The sequence below is a fragment of the Pseudomonas sp. GM33 genome, assembly GCF_000282295.1.
GTDB lineage: Bacteria > Pseudomonadota > Gammaproteobacteria > Pseudomonadales > Pseudomonadaceae > Aquipseudomonas > Aquipseudomonas laurylsulfatiphila.
This window is the reverse complement of the sequence record NZ_AKJO01000020.1, coordinates 16473-42097: the sequence shown is the minus strand read 5'-3', so window position 1 is coordinate 42097 and position 25625 is coordinate 16473. Positions and strand designations below refer to the sequence as shown.

At 55.3% G+C, this 25625-nt stretch carries 23 protein-coding genes; 8 read left to right on the top strand and 15 right to left on the bottom strand.

The window, feature by feature from the left end:
* Positions 1-10 precede the first annotated feature (10 nt).
* The 4 genes from PMI26_RS25680 to PMI26_RS25695 all read right to left on the bottom strand — a co-directional run bounded on the left by PMI26_RS25680 (position 11) and on the right by PMI26_RS25695 (position 4979).
* The gene (locus tag PMI26_RS25680) at positions 11-1531 is read right to left on the bottom strand and encodes an MFS transporter (RefSeq protein WP_007970827.1); all 1521 of its coding nucleotides are present in this window, start codon (positions 1529-1531) and stop codon (positions 11-13) included.
* Between the two features lie 12 nt (positions 1532-1543).
* Entirely contained in the window at positions 1544-2731 is a 1188-nt protein-coding gene (locus PMI26_RS25685; RefSeq protein ID WP_007970825.1) for an efflux RND transporter periplasmic adaptor subunit, read from the bottom strand.
* On the bottom strand, positions 2728-4236 hold the full coding sequence (locus PMI26_RS25690) for an efflux transporter outer membrane subunit (protein WP_007970824.1): 1509 nt from the start codon (positions 4234-4236) through the stop codon (positions 2728-2730). The genes PMI26_RS25685 and PMI26_RS25690 overlap by 4 nt, the downstream gene beginning before the upstream one ends.
* A gap of 122 nt (positions 4237-4358) precedes the next feature.
* Positions 4359-4979: a TetR/AcrR family transcriptional regulator gene (locus PMI26_RS25695; RefSeq protein WP_007970823.1), complete on the bottom strand. Its 621-nt coding sequence runs from the start codon at positions 4977-4979 to the stop codon at positions 4359-4361.
* Between the two features lie 242 nt (positions 4980-5221).
* Here PMI26_RS25695 and PMI26_RS0129365 point away from each other — a divergent pair, with 242 nt between their 5' ends.
* Positions 5222-5686, top strand: coding sequence for a transcriptional regulator, SarA/Rot family (locus PMI26_RS0129365; protein ID WP_033047430.1), 465 nt, complete (start codon positions 5222-5224; stop codon positions 5684-5686).
* 95 nt (positions 5687-5781) lie between these two features.
* Here the strand turns inward: PMI26_RS0129365 and PMI26_RS25700 are convergent, their stop codons facing one another.
* The 9 genes from PMI26_RS25700 to PMI26_RS25740 form a co-directional block, all read right to left on the bottom strand.
* Positions 5782-7038, bottom strand: coding sequence for an OprD family porin (locus PMI26_RS25700; protein WP_007970821.1), 1257 nt, complete (start codon positions 7036-7038; stop codon positions 5782-5784).
* Between the two features lie 452 nt (positions 7039-7490).
* On the bottom strand, positions 7491-8135 hold the full coding sequence (locus tag PMI26_RS25705) for a trimeric intracellular cation channel family protein (protein WP_007970816.1): 645 nt from the start codon (positions 8133-8135) through the stop codon (positions 7491-7493).
* A 7-nt stretch (positions 8136-8142) separates the two neighbouring features.
* A complete protein-coding gene (locus tag PMI26_RS25710; RefSeq protein ID WP_007970815.1) occupies positions 8143-9399 on the bottom strand; it encodes a M20 family metallopeptidase in 1257 nt (418 codons plus the stop codon).
* Between the two features lie 51 nt (positions 9400-9450).
* Complete coding sequence (locus PMI26_RS25715; protein ID WP_007970813.1) at positions 9451-9879, bottom strand: MarR family winged helix-turn-helix transcriptional regulator; 429 nt, start codon at positions 9877-9879, stop codon at positions 9451-9453.
* A 169-nt stretch (positions 9880-10048) separates the two neighbouring features.
* The gene (locus tag PMI26_RS25720) at positions 10049-10690 is read right to left on the bottom strand and encodes a 3-oxoacid CoA-transferase subunit B (protein WP_007970811.1); all 642 of its coding nucleotides are present in this window, start codon (positions 10688-10690) and stop codon (positions 10049-10051) included.
* Between the two features lie 8 nt (positions 10691-10698).
* Complete coding sequence (locus tag PMI26_RS25725; protein ID WP_007970809.1) at positions 10699-11391, bottom strand: 3-oxoacid CoA-transferase subunit A; 693 nt, start codon at positions 11389-11391, stop codon at positions 10699-10701.
* Between the two features lie 316 nt (positions 11392-11707).
* Complete coding sequence (locus PMI26_RS25730; RefSeq protein WP_007970808.1) at positions 11708-13000, bottom strand: carbohydrate porin; 1293 nt, start codon at positions 12998-13000, stop codon at positions 11708-11710.
* A gap of 104 nt (positions 13001-13104) precedes the next feature.
* Positions 13105-15510 (bottom strand): glucose/quinate/shikimate family membrane-bound PQQ-dependent dehydrogenase, encoded by a 2406-nt coding sequence (locus PMI26_RS25735; RefSeq protein WP_007970807.1) that lies wholly within the window; start codon positions 15508-15510, stop codon positions 13105-13107.
* 765 nt (positions 15511-16275) lie between these two features.
* On the bottom strand, positions 16276-17280 hold the full coding sequence (locus tag PMI26_RS25740; protein ID WP_081500931.1) for a site-specific integrase: 1005 nt from the start codon (positions 17278-17280) through the stop codon (positions 16276-16278).
* A gap of 295 nt (positions 17281-17575) precedes the next feature.
* Here PMI26_RS25740 and PMI26_RS25745 point away from each other — a divergent pair, with 295 nt between their 5' ends.
* The gene (locus tag PMI26_RS25745; RefSeq protein WP_007970804.1) at positions 17576-18016 is read left to right on the top strand and encodes a hypothetical protein; all 441 of its coding nucleotides are present in this window, start codon (positions 17576-17578) and stop codon (positions 18014-18016) included.
* Between the two features lie 117 nt (positions 18017-18133).
* Entirely contained in the window at positions 18134-18328 is a 195-nt protein-coding gene (locus PMI26_RS25750) for a hypothetical protein (RefSeq protein ID WP_007970803.1), read from the top strand.
* A gap of 168 nt (positions 18329-18496) precedes the next feature.
* Here PMI26_RS25750 and PMI26_RS25755 read toward each other — a convergent pair whose 3' ends face one another.
* Positions 18497-18931, bottom strand: coding sequence for a hypothetical protein (locus tag PMI26_RS25755; protein WP_007970801.1), 435 nt, complete (start codon positions 18929-18931; stop codon positions 18497-18499).
* A 91-nt stretch (positions 18932-19022) separates the two neighbouring features.
* Here PMI26_RS25755 and PMI26_RS25760 point away from each other — a divergent pair, with 91 nt between their 5' ends.
* Positions 19023-19340, top strand: coding sequence for a helix-turn-helix domain-containing protein (locus tag PMI26_RS25760; protein ID WP_007970800.1), 318 nt, complete (start codon positions 19023-19025; stop codon positions 19338-19340).
* A 932-nt stretch (positions 19341-20272) separates the two neighbouring features.
* On the opposite strand, the gene PMI26_RS31775 is transcribed toward PMI26_RS25760, so the two are convergent.
* Entirely contained in the window at positions 20273-20524 is a 252-nt protein-coding gene (locus PMI26_RS31775; RefSeq protein ID WP_033047428.1) for a DUF1214 domain-containing protein, read from the bottom strand.
* A 403-nt stretch (positions 20525-20927) separates the two neighbouring features.
* On the opposite strand from PMI26_RS31775, the gene PMI26_RS25765 reads away from it, so the two are divergent.
* Genes PMI26_RS25765 through PMI26_RS25780 form a run of 4 tightly spaced genes read left to right on the top strand, consistent with a single transcriptional unit; the run spans position 20928 to position 25616 of the window.
* A complete protein-coding gene (locus PMI26_RS25765; protein WP_007970796.1) occupies positions 20928-21998 on the top strand; it encodes an alkene reductase in 1071 nt (356 codons plus the stop codon).
* A gap of 11 nt (positions 21999-22009) precedes the next feature.
* Positions 22010-22846, top strand: a complete 837-nt coding sequence (locus PMI26_RS25770) for a pirin family protein (RefSeq protein WP_007970794.1) — start codon at positions 22010-22012, stop codon at positions 22844-22846.
* Between the two features lie 48 nt (positions 22847-22894).
* Positions 22895-24076: an efflux RND transporter periplasmic adaptor subunit gene (locus tag PMI26_RS25775; protein ID WP_007970791.1), complete on the top strand. Its 1182-nt coding sequence runs from the start codon at positions 22895-22897 to the stop codon at positions 24074-24076.
* 19 nt (positions 24077-24095) lie between these two features.
* Complete coding sequence (locus PMI26_RS25780) at positions 24096-25616, top strand: MFS transporter (protein WP_033047433.1); 1521 nt, start codon at positions 24096-24098, stop codon at positions 25614-25616.
* Positions 25617-25625 lie beyond the last annotated feature (9 nt).

Sequence of the window (25625 nt, the reverse complement as noted above, 5' to 3'; positions counted from 1 at the left end):
GGAAAAGGCCTCACTTGAAGGTTTTTTGAGTGATAGAAATGACCAGTGCAACACTGGCGACAATGATGACCGCCCAGAAGTACTCCATGCTCGCGACCAGGGTTGATTGTTGGTGCAGGGATTGGGCAAGTGTCGCTACGGAAATCTGACTGGCTGGCCCTGCGCCTACAGAGGGTGTCAGTGCCTGAGTCAGCGTATGAGTCTGTTCCAGGTAGAGCGGATCGCCGGAGCCGAAGTGACTATTCAGGTTGTTGTATTGCAGCGTGGTTCGCCATTGCAGGAACAAGGTCGCGACGGTTGTACCCAGTGCCATGGCGATCTGAGCCAGCATACTTTTGATCTGATAAGCGTGGGCGAACAACGTGTCGTGGTGTGTCACATCGCGAAATGTCTGCATGGCCGCCGTGGCGAGCACCAGCATCACGAAACAGCCGTTAAGCACCAGTGCAGGCAAGATGTTTGACCACATGTTCGCGTCCGGCGTAAGGGATGAGGACAACCAGCCGAAGCCTATCAACGCTGCGAACCCGGCCACGAAGAACTTCTTTGGTGCAGGGAATTTCGGAATGACGACGGACATGATGCCCCAGGTGATCAACGCTCCCGCCAGGCCGAAAGCCTGAAAGGTACCGATTGTGTCCCACGAGTAGCCGAGTCCGGTCTGCAGAAAGTACGGCAGGATGTAGTTGTTGCCGCCCAGTACTATGTAGGTGAAGCAGAAGAGGGCCACCCCTAACATGTAGCGGTGTTGCATCAGGTCCTTAACCTTGAGAAAAGGTTCATGTTTACTGTGTTCGGTATGAAAAAAGATGTAGATGCCCAGCGCAGCGAGCAGAGCAAAGGCGATGAGAATGAAAGACTCGTTGTAAAAGTCGTAGTAAGAGCGTTGCAGAACATAAAGCAGGAAAAAACTGCTGACCGATAACAAGAGGATATTGGCCGGGCTGGAGGGCGTTCTTTCATCTTCCGGAGCGAGGGTGTTGGGCAAAAAACGCGTGCACAGAAAAGCGGCTATCAATGCGCCTGCGGCCAATATCGCGAAAATCGCGTGCCAGGTGTCCTCAACCACCACAAGTGACGAAAGAAATGGCGCCGAGGCCGTACCGCCCGCCAGACCAGTCGCAAATACCTTGACCCCGGCAAAACGTCCAGGGCCGGGCGGGAGCAGATTGACCATCAAGCGCGCGGATGTCATGAACGACGCTCCACCCAATGCCATGATGACCCGGCCGACTGTAAAGGTACTCAGATCAGTCCCCACGCCACACACGAAAGCGCCCACGACGTAGATGCTGATTGAACCGAGCATGAAGTTACGCCAGCCCAGCCGTTCGACCAGCCAGCGCTGCTTGGAAATCACCACAACGGCGATGCACGCATATAGCGCGGCGACAAGCGTGAACTCTTCGGGACTGGCGTCGATTTCTCCGCGGATTGGCGCCGAGGCGAATGCAATCATGCCTGCCTGCAAATATTCCAACGCGCATAACAGTCCCACTGTCAGCAATAAGGCGGCATTCTTTCTGTACATTGTCTGGCCCCGTTACAGATTCATATCTTTGGAGCCAGGACGATCTGCGTTAGCACTGATCACTTGCTCGACGATGTCGTTGGCATCTTTAAGCTCATTGTCAAAAATGTCAGTGCTGTAGGCAGGTTGCGGCGGTGTTCGAGTATTAAGAACAGGGCCGCTGGTGTCAGTGGTGTCCACCGAAACGCGCATGGACAACCCGAGGCGAAGCGGGTTTTGTGCAACCTCTTGAGGTTTCAGCGCAATGCGCACAGGAACGCGTTGGGTAACTTTGATCCAGTTGCCTGTAGCATTTTGTGCCGGCATCAGAGAGAAAGCGCTTCCAGTGCCCGCGTCCAGCCCGACAACCGTTCCGTGGAAATCCACATGGCGGCTGTAAGCATCGGCACTGAGGTGGACGGATTGTCCAATACGCAAATGTTCGAGTTGAGATTCCTTGAAGTTGGCGTTCACCCACACCTGATCCATGGGAACAACCGACATGAGCGCCACGCCCGGACTGATCCGCTGGCCAACTTGTACGCTGCGTTTGGTCACGATGCCTGAGGTAGGGGAGTAGACCTGCGTGCGGTGCAGTGAGATGTAAGCATCACGCAGATTGCTTGCAGCAACGAGAACATCAGGGTGGGTTCGAAGCGTCGTGTTGTCCACCATGGCCAGGCGAACTGCCAAGGCATGCCGCGTACCTTCCAGACCCGCCACGGCATTTTTGAGAACCTCTTCGGCATGGCTGATCTCCTCACGGGAAACGGCGCCACTGGAGGCAAGCTGATTGCGGCGGCGTACATCATCCTGTGCCTTGCGCACGTCGTTTTGTCGTTGGTTGACCTCGGCCTGCAACTGCTGCACTTGATAATACTGAGTGCGTGCCTGGCGAACAGCCCGGGCCAGGTTGGATTTCGCGCGCTCATATTGGATCTCGGCATCCACGGCATTGAGTGTGACAAGCGGCGAGTTAGTATCGACGTGATCCGTATTGTCGACATTGATCACCGTCACCGTACCGCTGACCTGCGACGTCACCTGAACGATATTGCCGTCCACATAGGCGTCGTCGGTGGTTTCTGTACCCTGTTTCAGAACGTACCAGCCTCCCAGCGTTACCACTAACAGCGCGATGATGAAAATCAAAAGAAGTCGAGGCCAGACAGGGGGTTTTCGGGTGACGGGTTCAGCAGCGGTGGAAGTATTGGACGTCATGATTTATCGGCTACGGTAGAGTTTGCATTGGCGGTCATGGGCAGTTCCGGGCGGTACCCACCACCCAAAGCCCGGCTCAAGTTGGCTTGCAAGGAAAGCGCTCTGGATTGCAGGTCGACCAACTGGCGTTTTTCAACGAGCGTTGCGTTCTGCGTTGCCAGGACTTGCAGGTAGGTAGCCAGTCCCGCGGCATAGCGCTTGTCAACGAGATCTGCGGCGGCCACGGCGGTCGCCACGGCTTCGTTTTGTTGAGCAAGGCGCTCCTTCAACCAGCGCAGCGAAGACAATTGATCGGCGATGTCACGCAGCGCATCGATGACCGTCTGGTTGTAGTTTTCAACAGCGAGATCGTAGGTCGCGTCCTGAGCATCCAGGTTTCCGCGCAAGCGGCCGCCTTCGAAAATGGGCAGGCTGATCGCCGGCGCGACGCCCAAAATGCGACTGCTGCGATCATTGAATGTGTCAAAAGCCAGGCTCTGCAATCCAATGAAAGCAGTCAGGTTCACATCCGGGTAGAAGCGTGCCTTGGCCACATCAATCTCATGACCGGAGGCTTCCACACGCCAGCGTTGAGCCACAACATCCGGGCGGTGGCCGATCAGCTCAGCAGGGATATTCGATGGCATCACGACCGAGTCACTTGATTCCAGGTGAGGTCGGGTGATTGTGCGACCACGGTCAGGCCCTTTGCCCAGCAATGAGGCGAGCTTGTTTTGATTGAGTTCGATGGACTCCTTCAGCGCTGCGATATTGGCTCTGCTGGCAGGTAAGGCTGCCTGAGACTGCTTGATGTCAATTTCCGTACCGAGCTCGGCGACGAAACGCTTTTTGGTGAGTTCCTCAATCTGCTCTTGTTGGTTGAGCAGGGCCTGCGCAACGTCGATTTGTTCATAGACATTTTGCAAGGTGATATAGGTTTGCACGATGGACGAGGAGAGAATGAGAGACGCGGCGCGCTCATCGACTTCCAATGCCTTTCGCCTGCCCACGGCCGCCTCGACTGAGGATCGGTTCTTCCCCCAGAAATCCAACTCATAGCCGACATTCAAGGTCCCTTGGTGAACGTTCTGCCATGTGCCCTTGGCGGGCGCAGGGGTCGTACCGTTGGAGCTGAACCGTTCGCGGGTAACGCTCATGGACGCACTGACGTCAGGGAACAACTGGGCACCCTGTATCGCTTCCAGTGCGCTGGCCTGGTGGACGCGCGCAGCGGCGGAACGGAGGGTAGGGTTGTTGGCAAGGGCTTCATGCATCAACTCGTCAAGTTGCGGATCCTTGAAACTGCTCCACCAGTTTTCGGCCGGCCACGAAGCCTCCGAGAGCTTGATTCCGCTGTTGGCTAGCGTCTCGTTGACCTCGGAAGGCTGCAACATGTGTGATAGCGGTTTCAGATCGCTGAACGTGCATCCAGAAAGCATCACCAGCACCACCGCTAACGATACGTTCCTGCCTGATGTCGTGAAGGGCGGCCTGTCCTTTGCCCCCTGAGTAGATGGAATTTTCATTAACGATTTCTCTGAAGCCTGCGGTGAAAATGAATAAGGGCAGGGTGTTTCAACAAGAGTGGTAATAAACACTGTTAGTGTCGTTATACTTATTAAAAAACCGCCGAAGCGGCATTGTCTGCTTATCCAGACCTCAAACCCTTCACGACAATGGCAACGGCACTGTCGATGTAGTCCAGGTTTTCGAGGTTTGCCGTGACCAGGTGAAGCCAGGACATACCAGTCAACATCGAGACAGCGCTATCAACGGCTGGACCATCGTGGATATCCCCTGCTTCCACCGCCCGGGCAAAAATCTTTCGCAACGTGCGCTCGCGACGTGGCAAAAACTCTTTCCTGAACTCCTCAAGCGTTTTGGGCTCGTGCTGGATCTCGGCAATCAAGCTGCGCAATGTTTCGCCCGCGCTTGAAGTGCGCCACCAGTTCCAGAGGGAGCGCAAGTGAACGATCAGGTCGTTCTCCAGATCCCCTGTGTTCGGTTGTGTCACAAACGTCAATGCGGTGCGTTCATACACATCCCTGAGCAAAGCGCTCTTGTTCTTCCACCAGCGATAGATCGTAGGTTTGCTCGAACCGGCACGTTCCACCAGCGCATCCATCGTAAATGCTTGATACCCGCGCTCCTCAAGGATCGCCGCAGCTGCCTCAAGAATGGCTTCTGTACTCTGAGGGCTGCGCACAGCGCCGATGGAGGATCGGCTACGCGCCTTGACGGGTTTGGGCTGGTCGGAATTGGAAGTCATATTGTGTTCTGAATGGTTTTGCAGGGCCTATAGAAACTGTGAGTATTTATAAGTTCAAAAATACCTTCAGTCAATAAGAGAAGCTCATTTCAAGTATTCAATCCGTGAATAGTCAGTATGGTGCCAGGTTATGATCTGTTGCTGAAGTTGATGTTACAGTGATAATTATTTTGATCATGCGCTATTAATTTATTGCTGATTTTCATTAGAAATACCCACGCGACAGACGTTTGGAGGTACGAGTGGCTACGCATTTAATTGACGTATTTAATGTACTTGAGAGCGTTAATAAAGCGATGGGAGATTGGATAGAAAAGTCCATTGCCAGCCACAATCTGGCGGTTCTGGATTTTCGTATCCTTGATAGCTTGGCCCAAGGCAATACAGTCACTATGGACCAGTGCGCCAGGCATTTAAACATCATGTCATCCAAAGTTTCTTCAAGTGTGGAGAAACTTGAAAAAGTTGGCTACGTGCAGCGTCGTCGCGACCGTCCGGATAGACGAATGGTTTTTTTGCAATTATCTGACGAGGGTCTTGAAATATATGAGCTTGCTCTAAACACGTTGAATGAGCAGTGGCGAAACGTGCTGAGTAATGTCGGCACCGATGTAAAGCAAATGGCTGCACTTTTCGCTGGCCCAACTCTAGCCCCCGTTGGGGATTTGGTCAAAAACCTGCTGCGGGAAAGAAATCCGGCCGTTTAATCGGCATGGCGATACCCATGGAGTCGCGGCGGCTATTGAATCTCAAAGCCGCCGCGTCACTTTCGATGAATCGCTCAGTTACACCGAGCGATTGCTTAGAGTATGTCTAGAGGGTATTCGATGAAGGCTCGGACCTCGTTCAGGTTAGGGCCGACATCGCGGTCTGCCCGGTAAATCGAGTTTCGCAACTTGAATGACAGATCCTTGAGTGAGCCCTCCTGCACCACGTATTTGACCTGGTTGAAGAACTCACGCTCTGTATTGTCTTGCTCTCCACCTGTATCGATGTTGCTGCCGCGTACATATGCTGTCTTGTATGCAAGCCCCGGCACGCCGAACTCCGCGAAGTCCAGCTCGTAACTCAGTTGCCACGACTGCTCGTCTTTCAGGTTGAAATCAGAGTAGTAAGAGTTGGCGACATAAATGGCGCTACCACCGTCGCCATAGTCATAGGCGTAGCCGGCATCGCCGCTGTTACGCTGATGGGCGACGATAAACGCATGCGCACCGACGCTGTATTTAGCCGCCAGACTCCAGATAGTGTTGGTGTCATTGACGCCATCGCCACCAAAATCCAATGCCGCTTGAGAGCCATTGGCGTAGTCGGTGCGGTAGATGTTGAAGTCGAGGTTCAGCGCCTGGGAATCGGAAAACGGCACGGTATAATTTACGTTGCCATAGTATTTCTTGTAGGTGTCCTTAACGTCGGAGTGATACGCCGCGACACTCAAGGCGTCGGTCACACTGTAGCTGCCGCCAATCACATCGATGCTCTTGAGATGATTCGGATCCCGTGACGGATCGCCCATCGGGCTGTCCGCGGTGAACCGTCCGGCATTCAGTTCCAGCCCTTCGATTTCCTTGCTTGTGACAAGCGTGCCCGTAAAGGCTTCGGGCAACAGACGCGAGTCGTCGTATGCGAGCACTGGCATAGACGGGAACTGGTTGCCGTAGCGCAATACGGTGTTGGAAAAGCGCAGTTTCAGTGTCGCCCCTGCCTCTGAAAGGTCGTCGACAGGGTGGCCATCGCTGTCGGCGTCAAAAAAGGCTGTGTAATTGCGCCCGCGACCGCTATCGAGCTTCACACCGAGCAAGCCATAAACATCCAGGCCGACACCGACTGTTCCCTGGGTAAAGCCAGACTGGAATGTACCAATGAAGCCCTGGCCCCATACCTTGGCGTCATTGGTGTCGTTCTTGTAGTCGCGATTGAAGTAGGCGTTGCGCAACAGCAGTTTCAGATCACTGTCTTCAATGAAGCCCTTGGCGTCGGACTGATCGCTTGCAAACGCACAGGGCGTGCCTACCGACATCAACGTACACGCGATCGCGACGTGTTTAGGATTAAACATCAGATACTCCCAATAGCTGTTTTCTTGATTTTGGTGTTGGCAGGAGGCTGCAAAAGTCGCTGATAACCACAATCAAAAATGGGTTGCTGGCAGGAGAAATTGTTCGTCTAGGAGTTCCCACCCGTTGCAGCGGGACGATAAATACTATTGAAAGCGCCTCGAAGATAAGTCCTATTTTTGATTCTAATTATCTATTAAATCAATGATATAGGCGTTCGAAATGCAGGTAAGCTGACCGGGATGAATGCAGAGGGTGCGGCTCTCGACCCTAGTGCAGGTGAATCTCCAATTCATCACTCCTTTGGTGTTTTTTTTGGCCCGCCCACGCGCGGGCCTTTTTTATGTGCGCCATCCGCAGCGTGTTACTTGCATCCTGCGTGACGTTGATAGCCGCGTTGCCAACGCCAGGCTACAACCATACAAGTAATAATCGGGCCCAGTGGGTGCCGGGGCTAATGACCACTGCCTGGGTAGCCGTCAGAATCATTGTCAATGGAAGGCAGTCGCCAACCGTAGTGAAGCGATGCCATCCGCAACACGGTGCATCCCGCGGCAGTCAACCACGAAATCACTACCGAATTTGCACCGCTGTAGCTGAGCAAAACCTCAACACTTGCGCCTGCCAAAGCGGCCGACGCGTAGATCTCCCGCTGCAAGATACTTGGCACGCGTGACAGCAAAATATCTCTGAGTACTCCGCCTCCGACAGCGCTGACCATCCCCAGTACTATCGCGACTTCGGCACCGGCCTGAACGGCCAGTGCCTTTTTCGCGCCTGCCACTGCAAACAGCCCAAGGCCAATTGAGTCGAACAGTTGTACGGGGGATTTCATTCGACACACCATCGGATAAGCACACACCACCCACGCAGCAGCGATCAGCGACACGACCAGATAGCGCCAGCTCGACAGCCCGGCTGGCGGCAGTGTACCCAAGCAGAGGTCGCGAAGAATCCCGCCACCGCATGCGACGATGAACGTGATGGAGGCGATGCCGAACAGGTCCAATCGCTGCTGGCGTGCGGCAACTGCGCCGCTTACACCAAATGCGAATGTACCTAGCAGATCTATGACGGTGTATATGAGGTGAGTGTCCATTGCTGCGCTACTCAGCGTTATCGAACCAGGCGAATGCTGCGCAAAGCATCGTTTCGAGCCCCGTACGCAATGTGGGGTGCAGTAAAGGTGCGAACTGTGGCGAGTGATTGCTTGGGATGCTGTTTATTTTTCCCTTGGCCTTGGCCTGTTCGTACACTTGAGGATCTGTACAACCTACGAACCAGAACACGTAGGGCACCTTCCAGGCTCGGCCGAACACACTGAAATCCTCACTGGCCGCTGCCGGCGCCGTTTCATAGGCTCTGTCACCAAACCAGGCGCCAAATGCATCAGCCAAACGGGTAGAGGCGCGCTCATCATTAACCGTCAACGGGTAGCGGTTGATTGTTGTGATCTCCGGATCGCGTGGAGCATTGGATGCAGAGCATTCGGCGCAGCAGATACGCTTGATGGCGCCGAGCATGTGCTCGCGCACGCCCTCATCGTAGGTGCGCATATTGAGTTTCAAGGTTGCATTGTCCGGAATGATGTTCTCCTTGGTGCCAGCCTGTAACGAGCCGACAGTCAGGACTGCCTGATCCAGCGGGGAGATTTCCCTCGATACAATGGTCTGCAGGCGCAGCACCGTTGATGCCGCCATGATTACCGGATCTACCGAAGTTTGCGGCTGTGAGCCATGGGCGCCACGGCCGAACATTTTGATTTTCAGACTGTCACCGGCCGAAAGAATGGTGCCGCTGCGGTGTCCCACAGTACCGGCTGGCCCCACCATTACATGCTGACCAAGAATGATGTCTGGCTTAGGGAAGCGATCGAGCATGCCGTCGTCGATCATGTTCTGCGCGCCCACACCCACTTCTTCACCCGGTTGGAAAACAGCCAGAAGAGTACCCCGCCAAGTATCGCGGTTTTCGGACAATACCCGAGCAACCCCCATCAACCAGGTGACATGCATGTCATGCCCACACGAGTGGCAGACAGAAACCTCCACACCATCTTCATCACGGGTGACCACGTTGCTGGCATAGGGCAGGCCTGTTGCCTCGGCCATGGGCAACGCGTCCATGTCGGCGCGCAGCATTACCACCGGGCCCTCACCGTTGCGCAGCACGCCGACAACGCCGGTGACACCAATTTCGCGTGTTACCTCGTACCCGTAACGCACCAGGTAGTCGGCGGCGATTTTCGCGGTGCGATACTCATACATCGACAGTTCAGGATGACGGTGCAAATCCTTGTAGATCTCCTCCAGCTCAGGCAACAAGGCATCGAGATCGGGAATCAACTTTTCGAGGGACGACATGGGGTACTCCTTAAAGTAAAAGAGGGCGAAAAAAGTGAGCGGCAGACGGTGTCAGGAAGGCGGAAGCAGACTTTCCATCAGCTTTGAAAGCAGGCCATCAAGGGCCACGCGTTCCTTGGGCGTGAGCGCGCAAACAAGCTGATTTTCAAGTTCGGAGCCGACGACAGAGGACTCGTCAGCGATCCGCGAGCCCTCGGCGGTTGTGCGCAAACCAACGCTACGGCGGTCGACCGGGTGAGGGGCTCGCGAGATGAGCTCACGCGACTCCAGCAGCGCCAAAGTCTTGGAGAGCAGTGTCTTTTCCAGGAAGGCCCGCGATGAAACTTCTTTCGGAGTGATGTCAGGGCTAGCCTGAATCAAACGCAAAACCCGCAATCCTCGGACATCCAGATCCCAATGCTGAAGGTACACGTCATTCGCGCGCTCCATCAGCAAAGCACTGGTCATATCGAGTTTGAAATTCAGAAAGTCGGAATACATGGCAGGCTCCAGTCGGATGGCTGAAGTATAGCTATATAGTTGAAATATTCAACTATAATTTCAGTGACTGGCCGCTCTTTGGCTTAAGCACTGGAGCCCTGAATACCCGTTGCCGGACAAGCACAAAACCGTCCGGCACATTCATGAGTGACAACGCTAACTCGATCCGTTATCGAATCAACGACACGCCACTGAGGGTTTGCAGTGCCTCAAAGCTGATATCGGCAACAATTTCTCTGACCTGCAAGCCTTTGGGAGTGACGTCCAGAATAGCCAGGTCCGTATAAATGCGGGTCACGCAGCCAATACCGGTAAGAGGGTAGGTGCAGTGCGGCACCAGTTTGCTTTCGCCCGCCTTGGTCAGGTGATCCATCATGACGAACACCTGACGTGCCCCCGTCGCGAGGTCCATCGCACCTCCGACTGCCGGAATGGAACCTTCGGCGCCGGTGTGCCAGTTGGCAAGGTCGCCGTTGACCGAAACCTGGAAGGCGCCAAGCACAGCAATATCGATGTGCCCGCCGCGCATCATCGAGAACGAATCGGCGTGATGAAAATAGGCGCCACCGGGTAGCAGCGTCACATGCTGTTTGCCCGCGTTGATCAGATCATCGTCTTCCTCACCCGGCGCAGGACTCGGTCCCATGCCGAGTACACCGTTTTCACTGTGCAGGAACACTTCCTTGTCACCCAAGTAGTTGGCCACCAGCGTGGGTACGCCAATGCCCAGATTCACGTAATAGCCTTCGAGAATATCGTCGGCCACACGCTGGGCCATTTCGCTACGTGATAGTTTTTTCATAACAGTCATGGCGAGCCTCAGTTGACGTTGGCATTCGAGATAGGGGAGAGCGGCACTGCAACCACGCGCTGAACGAAGATCCCCGGCGTGATAATGTGCTCGGGGTCCAGCTCTCCCAACTCGACAATTCGCTTGACCTGGGCGATTGTCGTTTTCGCTGCCATTGCCATGATCGGTCCAAAATTACGCGCGGCTTTGCGATAGGTGAGATTGCCCCAGCGATCGCCATTTTCAGCCTTGATCAGTGCGACATCGGCATGCAACGGCATTTCCAGCACATAGTTGCGACCGTCGATCACCCGGGTTTCCTTGCCTTCGGCCAGCAACGTGCCGTATCCGGTTGGCGAATAAAACGCACCGATTCCAGAGCCTGCCGCGCGAATGCGTTCGGCCAGATTGCCTTGTGGCACAACCTCAAGCTGCACCTTTCCTGCCAGGTAGAGTTCGTCGAATACATAGGAATCGGATTGGCGTGGAAACGAACAGATGACCTTGGCCACTCGCCCGGCCTTGAGCAATGCGGCCAGACCGATCTCACCGTTGCCGGCATTGTTGCTGATGATGGTCAGCTCGCGAGCACCCGAAGCAATGACACCATCGACCAACTCCGACGGCATCCCGGCAGTGCCGAAGCCACCCACCATGATGACCGAACCGTCGGCAATACCGTCCAGTGCAGCAGCGACGGATTCAAATGTTTTGTTGATCAAGACGTACTCCCGTTTTTGTGTTGGCTGAACAGAATGATCTGATGGAAAACCCGATTGGATCATCGTGACTGCTAGGTGTGCATAGCGTGCCAAACAACGGGTGGAGGTGGGTGTCCCGGCACGAGATGTCGTGCGATTAGCGAACGAAACCGTGAATAGTTGAACGGGAATGAGTAAAAGACCTTGGCGTCAATCGCAGGGTTTCGGCGTGTCGCGGCCGTCAGCGAGAGACGGTCGACGGGGAGGATAACCGAACAACAAAAAAACCGGTCATACACCGGTTTTCCTGTTTCTTTGAGGTTCCCTGATCGAGAGTTCAGAGCGCAGCTTTCACCTGAAAACCGAGCACCAGTGCATTGTCGATGTCTTGCCCGGAAAATGCGCCCGGTTCGATGATGTATTGCACGTTCGGGCGAAGCGTCAACCAAGGAGTGGCTTGGTAGCCATAGCCAAGCTCGATCAGTTGTTCGGCACTGTCCAAATTCGGGAACGTTGTGCCATTGGCCAGCGCGGCGTCTTCCTGCACATCGCGGCTGCGCGGGTTAGGTACAGCCCGGCCATAGCCCAGAGCGACGGTGTCACGCGGGCGACCTTCGAAGGGTTTGTACAGAACCACACCGGTGCCGTACCACTTGGTGAACGGTGAAGCTGCTTCGCTGGCCGACGAGTATTGGCCGAAGGCGTGCAGGCTGCGCCCCTCGGACGATTGCGAACCCCACACGGCCTGCTCAACCAGCAGATAATAACCGCCGCGGCCGGACACTTCTTTATCGCTGCCGATGCGTTTCACGTCGGAGCTATCGTAGTAGTAGCCAAACTTGTACTCGCTAGGCAACTCACCCGCGTGCTTGTACACCAGTTCGATCGGCACCACAGTGCCGGTCGTATGTTTCGGGCCCAGATGCCAGGCACGGCTGGAATTGCCATTGCTCTCAGGATCGACATTGAAGGCCGCCACACGCAGCTGCCAAGACGACGACAGGTCGTATTTCATGCGCACGCCCAAGTGGGCGTTGGGGTAGTTGGTCCAGCCACTACCGCCGGACATGTTCAGCGGATGACCACAGAAACCGGCGTTCATGAAGTTGCAGAGAATGCCACTGTCCAGGCCACCGAGGTCGTTACCCATGGCCATGTAACCCAGCTTCACATTGAGCGCCGGGGTGAACAGGCTGCGCTCGTAACTCAGTTCAGTCAGGCGAGTGTAAAGACCGCCGTAGTTTTCCTGGATGGGCAGACGGTTGCCGACCAGATCCTCGGAGGCGCTATTACCGCGTCGGTCGTTGATAGTCAGCTGAATCTTGCCGGCGTTTTCCACGCCATACAGTTTGCTCAGGTCGAACTGCGCGCCGAGCTTGATGTTCTGCGAGTAACGAGCCGAACGGTGTAGGCCGCCATCGGCGTTGTAGGCGGTTTCGCCGCTGTAATCACCGGTGAATTTGATGCCTTCCTGATCCATCTGGTGGCGCAGACCACCCCAATCGCCGGTCAGGGTACTGCGGGTAAAAAGGTTCGAATCGGTATCAGCGAAGGCAGGAAGGGAGGTGCTGCAGGTCAGGCCCAACAGCAAGCCCCAGCCTGCATGAGAAAAGCGAACAGCCAAAAACATGTGAGTCTTCCTGGTGGAATCTTGAATGATTTCGCAAAGCGGCGTGGCACCCCGCAGGTGCCGCGCACAGAGAGATTGCCCGCCAGTGAGGCGGGCACAGCGGCTTACGGCAAGGCGTAAGCCATCACGTAGTCGCCGCGGTCGGTCGACTGGCGCGCACCACCGGCAGTGATGACGATGTACTGCTTGCCGGTCTTCGGTGAGACATAGGTCATCGGGCCGCCCTGACTGCCGACTGGCAGGCGAGCTTTCCACACCTCTTCACCATTGCCACTGTTGAAGGCGCGCAGGTAGAAGTCCTGAGTACCGGCGATGAAGATCAAGCCACCTTGAGTCGACAGGGTGCCGCCGAGGGTCGGCAGACCAATCTTGATCGGCAGGTGCATGCGAATACCCAGCGGGCCGGTGTCTTCAACGGTACCGACCGGAACCTGCCAGGCAACTTTCTGCGTTTTCATGTCGATGGCGGTCAGCGTGCCGAACGGCGGTGCCTGGCAAGGAATGCCGGCGACCGACAGGAAGCGGTTTTTGTTCACCGCATACGGCGTGCCCTTGAGCGGCACGGCGCCCATACCGGTGTTCAGCGCTTCGCCACCGGACGTGGCCTGGCCTTTGTTCTGCGACGGGATCATCTGAATCCACAGGCCCAGACGCATGTCGTTGACGAAGATGAAACCGTGCACCGGGTCGGTGGATATGCTGCCCCAATTCATGCCACCTAGCGAACCCGGGAAACTCAGCGAGTTGTCGGTACCAGGCGCGGTGTACAGGCCGTCATAACGCATCGATTTGAAATCGATTCGGCACAACAGCTGGTCGTACGGCGTCGCGCCCCACATGTCGGATTCGGTCAGGTGCTGAGCACCGATCTGCGGCATGCCCACCGATTTTGGCTGGGTGGGCGAGTAGGGTTCGTTAGGGATGTTTGCCGCCTTGACCGGTACTTCTTTAACGTCGGTCAGCGGTTTGCCGGTGGCACGATCGAGCACGTAGATCTGCCCGGCCTTGGTGCCGATGACCAGCGCCGGTACGGTTTTGCCGTCCTTGGTGAAGTCGATCAGGCTCGGCTGCATCGGCAGGTCGAAGTCCCAGAGGTCGTTGTGAACGGTCTGGAACACCCAGCGCTCTTCACCGCTGGAGGCGTCCAGCGCCAGGATCGAGGCGCCGTAGGTATGATCGAGCTTGCTGCGTTCGACACCATAGATGTCGGTGGAAGAACTGCCCATCGGCAGGAACACCGTGTTGGTCGCCGGGTCATAGGACATCGGCGCCCAGCTGTTCGGCGTGCTGCGCACGTAAGTGCTGCCGTCGGCCGGCGCGTTGCGATCCTGCGGGTTGCCCGGGTCAAATGCCCAACGCATGGTACCGGTGATCACATCGAACCCACGGATCACGCCGCCCGGCATGTCGGTTTGCACGTTGTCGGCCACGCGACCGCCAACCACCACGGTGGTGCCGGCCATCAGCGGTGCGGAAGACAACTGATAATAGCTGTCCGGCACATCACCCAGGCCTGCCTTCAGATCGACCTGACCGTTGTTACCAAAATCCTGGCAGAACTCGCCGGTGTCGGCATCGACCGCGATCAGGCGGGCATCAATGGTGTTGGTCAACAGACGGCGCTGGCAGTTGGCTGCCGGGGCAGGTTTGGCTTCGATGATGCTCGAGTTGCCTGGCTGAGCGATGTCCTTTGTGGCATCGAAATAAGCCATGCCACGGCAACGCTGCCAGACTTTCGACTTCGCGTTGATCGCGTGTTTCCAGAGTTCCTTGCCGGTGTCGGCATCCAGAGCGATCAGATTGTTGTGCGGGGTGCAGATGAACACTTTGTTTCCGATCTGCAAAGGGGTGAGCTGGTCTTCGGCGCCATTGCCATCGCTCTCGGCGACGTCGCCGGTGTGGTACGTCCACGCTACCTTCAACTTGTCGACGTTATTGCGGTTGATCTGATCCAGCGCCGCAAAGCGGCTACCGCCCTCGGTATTACCGTAGTGAGCCCAGTCCTTTTGCGCGTTGGCTGGCTCGACCGGCGTCAGTCCTGGGCCTGTGCCGGTCGCGGCGACTGTCGGGTGTGCAACGAACATATTGCCGGCGGCCACCGCCAGCCCGATCGCCAGTACTGCAGCGATGCCATAGGCGCCACGGCCCGGAACGCCACCGTTGGCACGCTTAAGCAGTGGATAGACCAACGTCACGGCCAGGCCGATCGCGCTGAACATGAACAGGCGCGAGAACACCGGCCAGAACACCAGGCCCGCGTCGCTGATGGCCCACATTGCTGTACCCACCAGAAAAGCTGCAAACAGCCAGGCACCCGCCGGTTTGAAACAAGCGATCAGCAGACCGGAAGTGGCCATTACCAGACCACCTACTAAGAAGTACCAGGAACCTCCCAGACTGACCAATTTCACGCCGCCTGCAGCCAGTGCCAAGCCGAGCAGGGCGATGATCACGCCCAGCCCGACCAGAATAAATTTTGATATGCCCGAAAGGCGATGACTCTGCTTCACGTTAAGTGTCCCGATGAAATGATCTGTGCATTATATAGATAGCTAACTATCTAGTTAAATCATAATTCGGAATGAAGCGTATTTCACTGCTCAATTACGCGCCCGATCGAAGAGCCGCGCGCCTCAGGGATTGCAGGGATCGTTGAACGTAAACATAAGGCTCTTTTTAGTTAGGGGAGAGCGGATTTATGACAGGTATGGATCACGGCGTGGTAGTGCGAATCGAACAGACTCAGCCCCGAATTACCGACAATTAGCTGTCAACGGCGCGGCAACTGTCATAGAAACTTTTGAGATCTTGTTGGACAGTAGAACGCTCGTTGCTGAGCTGGAAAAATTGAGCTCGTGGAGGCACTCGAAGGTGTCGAACAGCAGTTGTGGAAATGGGGAGTACCCTCCGCCCAATCGATGCTATTAGGTAACCGGCAATAAGGCGGATCTGCATTGCTCAAACCACCAGTCACCCAAGCAGCACAGGACTCGATTACACGGGCGAGACGTGAGTTACTTTTTATCAGTGCACCGCTGTCGTTGCGGACAAAGGTCGTCCCGACCGCCTCAAGCGCTTGAGCAACTTTTTTTCCAAGCCAGGCGGCACGATAAAGAATGGCGATTTGCTCAGATTTAAACCCACGATTGAGCAGGGAGGGCAGGATGCTATCGGCGATGTGCCGGGCTTGTTCATCGTGGCCACCCGCCACCGAACCGAGTCCAACCGTTCCATCAACGGTGAAACAAGTTTATTCGCGATACCTCATCCCGCCCTTAGGGATTTTCAACCACTGTCAACGCTTGGTCTTGGGGAATAGCTGATGAAGTGAGCGGCTGACTTATCGCCAACGCCCCGAAGGAATCTGCCGTGTCGATGTAACGCATAGCTGACTTCATATCCTTCCAACCGACGTAGGTCATCAGCGCTTTGATATCCCACCCGTTCGCCGCTGCCCAGGTGGCGAAACCGCGACGCAGCGAGTGGCTGGTGTACAGATCGCCAGACACGCCCGCGCGATTAAAAATTCGCCGCAGCAGTGGAATCAGGCTGTTGGCGTGAAAGCCGTCTTCAGCCAGATGCCCCCAACGATCGAGCTTTCTGAAGACTGGGCCTTGCACAATGCCGGCGACCGTGATCCAGTTAATGTAAGCTTGGACCGGACAGAGCTTCTTTAGCGCCGGGGTACGAAACGTCGTGCCGCGGTGCTGGCGATCGCCTTTGCTGTGCGGCAGGTAAAAGGTGATGCCCACGCCGGCTTGCGCCTGAGTGTGTTCTACCTGCAAGCGTGACAGCTCATCCCCGCGAAAACCCCGCCAGAATCCGATTAACACCAAGGCGATATCACGCCGACTACGCAGCAGGCTTTCCAGATCCTGGCGGGCGGCCGCTTGCGCAGCCTCTTGCTCCAGCCACTGAGCGGCTTGCTCCAGGTGCTGCAGGAGCAGGGGAGTGGCTTGTTTTTCCTGGGCGGGATGCAGCGCGCGAATGCCCTTGATCATCTGCCGCACCGCCGGCGTCTTGGTCGGATCGGGGAAGCCTTGGGTGATGTGCCATTGGGCGAGGGCGGCCAAACGCTGCTTCAACGTGCTGATGGTGTGCTGATCGGCGTACTCGGCGAGATAACGCACGATGCCATCGCCGGTCGCGGGCAGAAAGCCGCCCCAGGTTACTTCGAAGTGTTCCACCGCGGCACGGTAACTGCGCCGGGTGTTGTCCCGGGTGCCGGCCTGCAGGTACTGATCCGCCTTGCTCATCTCGATTGCTCGACGCTTGATCATCAATATTTCGTCAAAGACTGGCGTCTCCTGAACGTTCGCTGCGATCACTCTTGGTTAACTGAAATCTCAGCTGATCGGATATCAGAGGCCTCCAGCCTGAAAGGGATCGCAGGTCGTTCTCTCCTGGATTTCGCTGGCCGTACACGAGATTCCGGTGGTTCCATTTGTTTTGGTGTTGAAGTACTTTGAAGGTAGCACCTAGATCCCGCAAAAACGATCACTTCAATCGTAATACCGGAGTTTCGTGTACGGCCGTTTGACCTATCAAAGTAAACCCGCGCAGGAGGTCTGAACGATGACTGATAAGCCCGTTGGATGTCGTCCCTATAGCCGATTTGAAGATGGGTACGAGGATCTTCCACTCGATTCAAACGAGATCGAGGTGCGCCTGGCTATCGCTGACTATGTGATTCGCCGAGTTGCTGGCACACCCACGGGTGAAAGCATTTTCAAGGGGTTGGTCAGGAATTTTGAGAACCGCTACCCACACCATAAATTGCTCGCTCTTTATTTGACTAGCCCTGAATCTTTGGTATCGGAAGACGAGGAAAGTGAGTCAGAGGTTGAGGTTGAGGTTGAGGTTGAGGATAGCGAGGCCAGCCTTTCACTGAATAAGCTGGATATCAAATTGTGTGAAAGCCTGCTCCATTATCATCCGGATCAAGAACCGTGTGGCCCACTCGCAGGATTGAGCTTTGATTTCACTGAACGAGAATCCCGTCGCCGAAAAAAGTGACGGTCTTTGAGTGTTAGGAGGTAATGCCAGCCTAAATCCTCGAGACGCGTATCGAAACCGCGGACAAGGTCTCCGTCAGGTTTTTTTACGTATCGGTGCTTTAAAAGGGAGCAAAGAATGAGCGCTAAAGTCGATAGCGATATCGCAGCTAATGCCCGAGCCAAGCTTGAGCGTCTGCAAAAGTCGTCCAAGTATCGTAGCTTTTTTAACGTCGATGCTATTGATGCTTTTAGTAAGGTAGAAGGCACCGCTTTCGCCGGTGTGCCCTTGAAGCGTACGAAGGTTTTTGACGATCCATCGTCGCGTGGCTGATTGCCGATGATATGAAAAATCGAGCATTGCTTGGTTTATGTGATCACTCTTTTGAGGCACCACAGCTTCCTACAATATCTTGAGTCGTAAAAACCACGTCTGAGTGCGTCAGAGGTGAAAGGGCACGGCAGGCACCACGACTGAGGCAGAGACCTTTTTACTGGAAAATCAGTCATGCCCGTCCGCCTTGTGGGTGAACAATACCTTGACGTTCGCTGGGTCTATCTCGGTGCTGATTTCCAATTGCGAATACGACCGGCCAGCAACTGTCAAAATCGGTATTCTCTGCCCATCTTGATTGATCGCTTCGCTCGCCTCAAGAAGCGGTTCCATGCACCACTGACCAGTTTTGTTGACAAAACCAGGGGTGACATAGTGGATAGACCGAATTCGAAAGGAGTCATGCTGCTGCTCAAGGATATCTTTCAGTGAGTCAAACGAAGAGACCATGAGCATCTCACCCACGAACTCCTTGCCTTCACGAACCTCTGCGTGCAGATAAAACCATGGACACATTACCGTCTGTCGAACGAAGGGGCGTGCAAGAAAATCGTCGTTGAATAGGCTGGAAAAGATCATCGATCGTCCATGCTCCTGGTTCATGGCAGGCCTCTCAGTGTCACAAATGACCAATATATGTTGTAGTCATATATTGTGCAATGAAGCTTTATCGTTCCTTTTGTGAGATCGCAAAATGGAACTGAGGAAAGCATTTGGGGCAACGCTTAGGCAGGTTCGCCTTCAGAAAAACCTTACGCAGGAGGATTTTGCTCTTGTCAGTAGCCGGACCAATGTCAGCTTGCTCGAGCGAGGCGGCACCAGCCCGACGCTTGATAAGCTCGAAGAGCTTTGCAGCGCTCTCGGCATCCATCCGGTCAGCTTGGTGGCGGCATGCTATATGCGGAAAGAAAACACCGGGGATATCAGGAGATTTCTATCCCATGTAGAGAATGAGCTGCAACTCATTGGAATGTCATCGACAATGGAAAAGGAGGGCAGGTGTGACATCTGACCCTCATAATCATAGAGCGCATGGAATTAGCTCAACTAAATAGCCGTTTAGTTGAATTATCAATGAGTCAGCGGAAAATCTCGATTTGTCCGCTGCTATTATCGCGTGAGTAGCGACAAAAACCGGGAGTAGGCACGCGCTTCGCTGGCTTTCACCGCAATCAGTGCCCAAATTTGCACCTGAGGCGATGTGCCAAGCGTAATCTTAACAATCCACGGGGGCACGAATTACGGTGAATCGTCATCGATAATTCCGCTCTTAGCAGGATAAATCCTCTGGTTAGTCATTGAGTGGCGACTGGAGGGACCGGTGGGGATTTGTATGGCAGTACCTATTTAACAGTTAAAAGAGGAATAAATTTGGGGAATAAATTTCTTCACCGATCGGGTTGCCTAGCGTTGAACGGAGCGCCATCCTGAAAAAACGGCTCAATTTACCCATTTTTCCCGCAACCAGTTCCGTTTTCAAATGCTAAGCGGCGGTGCTATTACCGTTGCAATACCACGACGAATTTCTTCAATTTAATCAGTGCTTTGGAACACATTTTCGCTAAGAAACGGATGTTTTCAATAAAAAAGTGATCTGATGGTGTGTTTCTATCTTATTGATTTAAGTGGAGTTTTTAAAAGGCCGAGCATTCCCGTCTTTAGCTGACATTCACAGTAGCTGGGGGTTAAAATGTACCTGGGAGACGGTCTGTGTGGAATACCTATGAGTACGCATAATGTATATTATGTTAAACGACAGGTCATATCATAGATGTTCATGAGCTGCCTAAGCCACTGATTCGACAAAACCGTTTCTGACGTCCGTTCTCTCGACGAGCCATGTACCAAATGTTCATGACGGCCTTTTAATGAAGACCTTCCAGTGAAATTGGTTCAGAACCGTTTCTCTTCCGGTCAGCACGTGCCGCTACTTGTGCAGGATGGTCAGGTAGTGATTGGCGGCGGATTCCATTTTCCAGTGAGTGCGTCAGAAGAAGGCGCATAAAGACGCATGGTCAGGTTGAACGGGCCTTTGGGTGCGAGCAGCCAGTTGGCTTCTTTGTCATTGCCCGGACTCTCGTTTTGTATATAGAGGTCGAGTGAGCCGTCAGTGTTATGCCGCAGTTCGACACCTTCGGTGGCTTCCACAAGCTCAATTTTCTCCAGCTCAGCAACGAGCGTCTTACTGTCCAGCAATATCTCAAGAGAGTCCGTAGTGAATCCTGATTGGTGGCCATTCAATTGCAACGATTCTAAACATGAGCGCAAATTGACGGTCGAGACGATGAGCAATCGCCCCTAGCGTACTTACTATATGGCCCAGGGATCTGCCGCTCGTGTGAGAGACGAGTACGTCGGGCGTTATCTCGAGAATATCGCCCCTCCCTAAAGCTCTCTCCCCTGCCCTCATCACAGGAACAAACGCCGCTGATTACCATGCTGAACGTCGCGCATGAAGGTTCAGCTCAATTTTCTGACCGCTATCGCGGAATCCACTAGAGAAATTGCTCCAATGGTGGATCAGTCAATTCAATTTCACCCAGTTTATCCCGGATCAGGATTGATCAATTATGGCCCCATCACTACTGAGGAGCCCGCAATGAATTCTCTCTTTTCCCAAGTCCAGCTCAGTCGCTACACCCTCTCCAACCGCATGATCATGGCCCCGATGACGCGCTCACGCGCCGACGATGACGGTGTGCCAAGCGAACTGGTTGCGACTTACTACGCTCAGCGTGCCAGCGCCGGACTGATCATCAGTGAAGGCGTGTTCCCCATCGCTATGGGCAAGGGTTATGTCCGTACCCCTGGTATCGAAACCGCCGAGCAGGTCGCTGCGTGGAAGCACGTCACTGAGGCCGTGCATGCTCGTGGCGGACGGATTTTCATGCAGTTGATGCACAGCGGTCGCATTTCGCACCCTTCGTTGCTACCGAATGGCGCCCTGCCACAGGCCCCTTCCGCGATCAAACCCGCTGGCCAGACCTGGACCGCAACGGGCCTTCAGGATTTCGTTACCCCCCATGCGCTGAGCGTGGTTGAGATTGCCGCAGTCATTGAAGGCTATCGCCAAGCGGCGCGTCTGGCCATTGAAGCTGGCTTCGACGGTGTCGAGTTGCATGCCGCGTCGGGCTACCTGCCTGAACAGTTCCTCTCGACTGGCAGCAATCAGCGCACGGATGAATACGGTGGATCGGTTGAAAACCGTGTGCGTTTTGTATTGGACGCGCTGTCCGCAATTGCGACGGAAATCGGTGGTGACCGGGTGGGTCTCAAGATCTCCCCTGAAATGAATTTCAACGACATCGTCGATGCCAACCCGCAAGAAACCTACACCTATCTGGTCGAACACCTGCATGGGCTGAATCTTGCCTATCTGCATGTCGCCCTGTTCGGCGCCAATGTCGACTACCACGGCTTGTTACGTCCACTGTTTGACGGCAGCTACCTGATCGGTGGCGGGCTCGATCAACACTCCGCCGAATCACTGATCGCTGATGGCCGCGCTGATGCTGCCGTGTTTGGCAGCGCATTCCTCGCCAACCCGGATCTGCCCGAGCGTTTTCGCACAGGCGCCGAGCTCAATGTTCCGGACAAGAATTCGTTCTACGCACCGGGTGCGCAAGGGTATATCGACTACCCGACTTTGCCCGCAGCGGAACGCGTCTGAGGAGCACAGCCATGTTACCCATCGCACGCCTGCAGCGCATGAATCACGGCAGTCAGTTCCGGGCTTTCAGTCTGCGTGGAAGTCAGTTCGCCAAGCCTATCGACCCGTTCCTTGCTGTCGATCATGCCTGGATCAGCGGGCCAACTTTTCCACCACACCCACATGCCGGGTTCTCGGCTGTGTCCTATCTGTTTCTTGATTCCGAAACCGGGATTGATAACCGCGACGCGCTGGGCAACCGCAACCTGATTCGACCCGGTGGGCTGCACTGGACGGCGGCGGGTAAAGGGGTGGTGCACGAGGAGGTGCCGGCCGAGCCGGGCAAGACGGTGCACATGCTGCAGATTTTCATCAACCTGCCGCAGGAGCGCCAAGCGGACGCTCCGTTTGCGCTCAGTCTCGAAGCGCAGGATGTGCCCGTGGTGCGGTTGCCAGGGGTCAAGGTGCGCGTGCCGCTGGGCAGTTTCGCCCAAGTGTCGTCGCCATTATCGGTGCCCACCGAAGTGACCGTGCTGGACATCTCGCTCGAGGACGGCGCTGAAGTCAGCGTCCCGATTCCCGAGGGTCATGTGGCGTTCGTGATGCCGATTGACGGCGAAGTGTGGGTCGACGACCTCCCCTTCAATCTCATCGAGCTCACGCTGCCGGTGAATCTGCCGCTGCATGACGATCGCGCAGTCAGGTTGAGCGCCCCCAAGGGCAACGCCAAGGCTGTGCTGTTTTCAGGTGTCCCGTTGAATCAACCCGTGTATTGGCAAGGTTCGCTGGCGCTCGCTTCTCAGCTTGCGCTGACCGAAGCCATTGATGGCTACCAGCGCGGTGCGTTCGGAAAGCTGCAACCTCGTTAACTCAATGTTGACCGAACAACGCGCCCTCCCTGGCAGGTAAATGACGCTATGACGACAACTACGCCCTCCCCAGCCGCTACCACTCAACAGCGAACATCGCACCGCCCCACATTGCTGCTGATCCTGGCCATCGTCCTTATGGTCGTTGCCTTGTGCGTTGCCTACCTGCTGAAACTGGATAGCGAATCCACCGACGATGCCTATGTCGACGGCAATGTGGTTCAGGTGACCTCCCAAGTCAGCGGTACCGTAACGGCAATCAACGGCGACAACACCGATCATGTCGATAGCAACGCGCCGTTGGTCACATTGAACGCCGTGGACGCCGAAATTCAGTACGAGCGCGCCCAGTCGAACCTCGCTCGCGCAGTACGCCTGGCACGCACTGAGTACTATCAGGTCCAGCAACTCCTGGCCGAAGTCGAGCAGCGTCGAAACGACGTGCGCAAGGCTCGGGATGATTTGCGTCGGCGCAACCAACTCGCCGACAGTGGTGCCGTTTCTCGTGAAGAGATCAGCCACACCGCCGACGTACTCAAAAACGCAATAGCAGGGCTTGATGGCACCCAACACGCGCTCTCCATTCGGCGCGCGATGGTCGACGACACCACGCTTCGCACTCACCCGGATGTGCTGGTCGCGGCAAGCAACCTGCGTGATGCCTACATCGCCTTGCATCGCACCCAGATCTATTCACCGGTTGCCGGCGTGATCACCAAACGCAGTGTGCAGGTCGGACAAAAAATCAGTCCGGGCGTCGCACTGATGTCGGTGGTGCCGGTTGATCAAGTCTGGGTCAATGCCAATTTCAAGGAATCGCAGATTGAAGATCTGCGTATTGGCCAACCCGTTGAACTGCGTGCGGATGCCTACAGCCGCAGCGTCATCTTCCACGGGACCATCATCGGCCTGGATGCCGGTACCGGCAGCGCTTTCTCCTTGATGCCGGCCCAGAACGCTACGGGCAACTGGATCAAGGTGACTCAACGGGTGCCGGTAAGGATTGCCTTGCGGCCGCAGGAAATCGCACAAAACCCCTTGCGCCTCGGTTTATCCATGCGGGTTTCAGTCGATACATCCGATCGCAATGGCCCCGTCCTGAACAAGACCGGTGCACAGCAACCGGTTTACAGCACCGAGATTTTCAAGAACGAACTTAAGGACGCCAATGACGTTGTGGAACACGTGATCAGTGCCAATGAGGGCAGTGACCATGCCCCAAAAACCTGAAGCTTTGACTGGGCGGATCATATACAGAAAACACGCTGCCTTGTTGTTCACTGTGGGCTTGCTTTGTGCGCTGGATTATTTACAGGCGGGCATGATCGCTTTTGCCAATGCACCGATTCGCGGCGAAATCGAGGCCAGCCCTGAAGAATTCAGCCTGGTGGCCGCCCTGTATGCCTGTATCGCAGTAGTGGTGATTTCGAAACAGCATTGGCTGACGGAGCGCCTGGGCTGGCGCAATTTCATGCTCGGCTCAATCAGCGTTTTCGTGCTGGGCGCTTTGGTGTGTGGTGTGAGTGCTGATTTGACCAGTTTCACCGTAGGCCGAGTCATCATGGCCCTGGGTGGGGCCTCGTTCATGACGTCGGCACGCCTCATGATCAACCTGATTCCCCCAGGCCCGGGCCGGTTCACTGGAATCAAAGTATTTGCCACCGGGCTCGCTGGCGGGACGGCTGCGGCGCCTTTTATCTCGTCGTGGGTGGTGGCTGAAAATACCTGGCACGCCATCTTCTGGATACTGATCGTCGGCGCCCTGGTTGCAGCAGCACTTTGCGTGCGTTTTCTGCCGACGAGCCCTATCCCCGAGGAGGACCGAACCCCCTCGAGCCTGGCAAGCATTCTCTTGTTGTCGGTCAGCAGTTTCTTTCTGCTCTACATTTTGCAGCGGTCCTACTACGACTTTTATAACGACACCTTCATCATCGTCGGTTGCGCATTCTTGGCAGCACTGGGGATGTACACCTTCTTCCACGCCGAACACAACAAGGCCACGCCTTTCCTGAAAGTCAGAGACTTGATGCAGCCTCGTTACCTCCAGGGTGTGGCGCTGTTTTGCTACGCCTACGTTTTACTGGGCGCCAATAACTACATCTTGCCGTACTTCCTGCAAACGGGACTGGGCTACTCCTGGGACACCATCGGTACATTCCAGGCCATCGGACTGACCGGCACCCTGGCCACCTGGGTCATCATGGCCACTCTCCTTCCAAAGTACCCTGCCCCGAAGAAGTTCTTCATTCTGGGATTCATCGCGTTGGGTGGCTTTGGCTGGCTGCTATCCTCGCTGACGCCCAGCGCCAATATGTGGTCGAACATTCTGCCGGCATTGATTCTCAATGGATGCTTTGTGATGTTGGTCATGTCGACTGCCGCCATGCAGACCTTTCGGGACGTGATGCAAGAAGAGAAGCTCTTCGCGCATGCCTATCAGATCAAAAACATGATGGGACAGATCGCCATGGCGATTGGCACCACGGCCGCCACACTGTTTCTGCAATGGCGTACGACCCTGCAATACAACAACCTCAACGTGCACTTCAGCGCCAGCGACACTCTCTATGTGGAGCAGACTCAACAGCTGGCGCAAGCACTGTCATCCGAAGTGGGCGCCACGACAGCGAACCAAATCTCGGTGGCGATGCACGCACAAATGCTGCAGCAGCAATCGACCCTGGTCGCCAGCATGGAATACTTTTGGGTCGTGATCGGCGTGGCGGTGATCGCGCTGATCATTTCAGTCACGCAAAAGACCTTTAGATGAACCGGCATA

What these genes read in the sequence shown, in the direction of transcription:
- PMI26_RS25680 (WP_007970827.1), bottom strand. Translation starts at nt 1,531, where the DNA reads ATGTACAGAAAGAATGCCGCCTTATTGCTGACAGTGGGACTGTTATGC.
- PMI26_RS25685 (WP_007970825.1), bottom strand. Translation starts at nt 2,731, where the DNA reads ATGACGTCCAATACTTCCACCGCTGCTGAACCCGTCACCCGAAAACCC.
- PMI26_RS25690 (WP_007970824.1), bottom strand. Translation starts at nt 4,236, where the DNA reads ATGAAAATTCCATCTACTCAGGGGGCAAAGGACAGGCCGCCCTTCACG.
- PMI26_RS25695 (WP_007970823.1), bottom strand. Translation starts at nt 4,979, where the DNA reads ATGACTTCCAATTCCGACCAGCCCAAACCCGTCAAGGCGCGTAGCCGA.
- PMI26_RS25700 (WP_007970821.1), bottom strand. Translation starts at nt 7,038, where the DNA reads ATGTTTAATCCTAAACACGTCGCGATCGCGTGTACGTTGATGTCGGTA.
- PMI26_RS25705 (WP_007970816.1), bottom strand. Translation starts at nt 8,135, where the DNA reads ATGGACACTCACCTCATATACACCGTCATAGATCTGCTAGGTACATTC.
- PMI26_RS25710 (WP_007970815.1), bottom strand. Translation starts at nt 9,399, where the DNA reads ATGTCGTCCCTCGAAAAGTTGATTCCCGATCTCGATGCCTTGTTGCCT.
- PMI26_RS25715 (WP_007970813.1), bottom strand. Translation starts at nt 9,879, where the DNA reads ATGTATTCCGACTTTCTGAATTTCAAACTCGATATGACCAGTGCTTTG.
- PMI26_RS25720 (WP_007970811.1), bottom strand. Translation starts at nt 10,690, where the DNA reads ATGACTGTTATGAAAAAACTATCACGTAGCGAAATGGCCCAGCGTGTG.
- PMI26_RS25730 (WP_007970808.1), bottom strand. Translation starts at nt 13,000, where the DNA reads ATGTTTTTGGCTGTTCGCTTTTCTCATGCAGGCTGGGGCTTGCTGTTG.
- PMI26_RS25740 (WP_081500931.1), bottom strand. Translation starts at nt 17,280, where the DNA reads ATGATCAAGCGTCGAGCAATCGAGATGAGCAAGGCGGATCAGTACCTG.
- PMI26_RS25745 (WP_007970804.1), top strand. Translation starts at nt 17,576, where the DNA reads ATGACTGATAAGCCCGTTGGATGTCGTCCCTATAGCCGATTTGAAGAT.
- PMI26_RS25750 (WP_007970803.1), top strand. Translation starts at nt 18,134, where the DNA reads ATGAGCGCTAAAGTCGATAGCGATATCGCAGCTAATGCCCGAGCCAAG.
- PMI26_RS25755 (WP_007970801.1), bottom strand. Translation starts at nt 18,931, where the DNA reads ATGAACCAGGAGCATGGACGATCGATGATCTTTTCCAGCCTATTCAAC.
- PMI26_RS25760 (WP_007970800.1), top strand. Translation starts at nt 19,023, where the DNA reads ATGGAACTGAGGAAAGCATTTGGGGCAACGCTTAGGCAGGTTCGCCTT.
- PMI26_RS25765 (WP_007970796.1), top strand. Translation starts at nt 20,928, where the DNA reads ATGAATTCTCTCTTTTCCCAAGTCCAGCTCAGTCGCTACACCCTCTCC.
- PMI26_RS25770 (WP_007970794.1), top strand. Translation starts at nt 22,010, where the DNA reads ATGTTACCCATCGCACGCCTGCAGCGCATGAATCACGGCAGTCAGTTC.
- PMI26_RS25775 (WP_007970791.1), top strand. Translation starts at nt 22,895, where the DNA reads ATGACGACAACTACGCCCTCCCCAGCCGCTACCACTCAACAGCGAACA.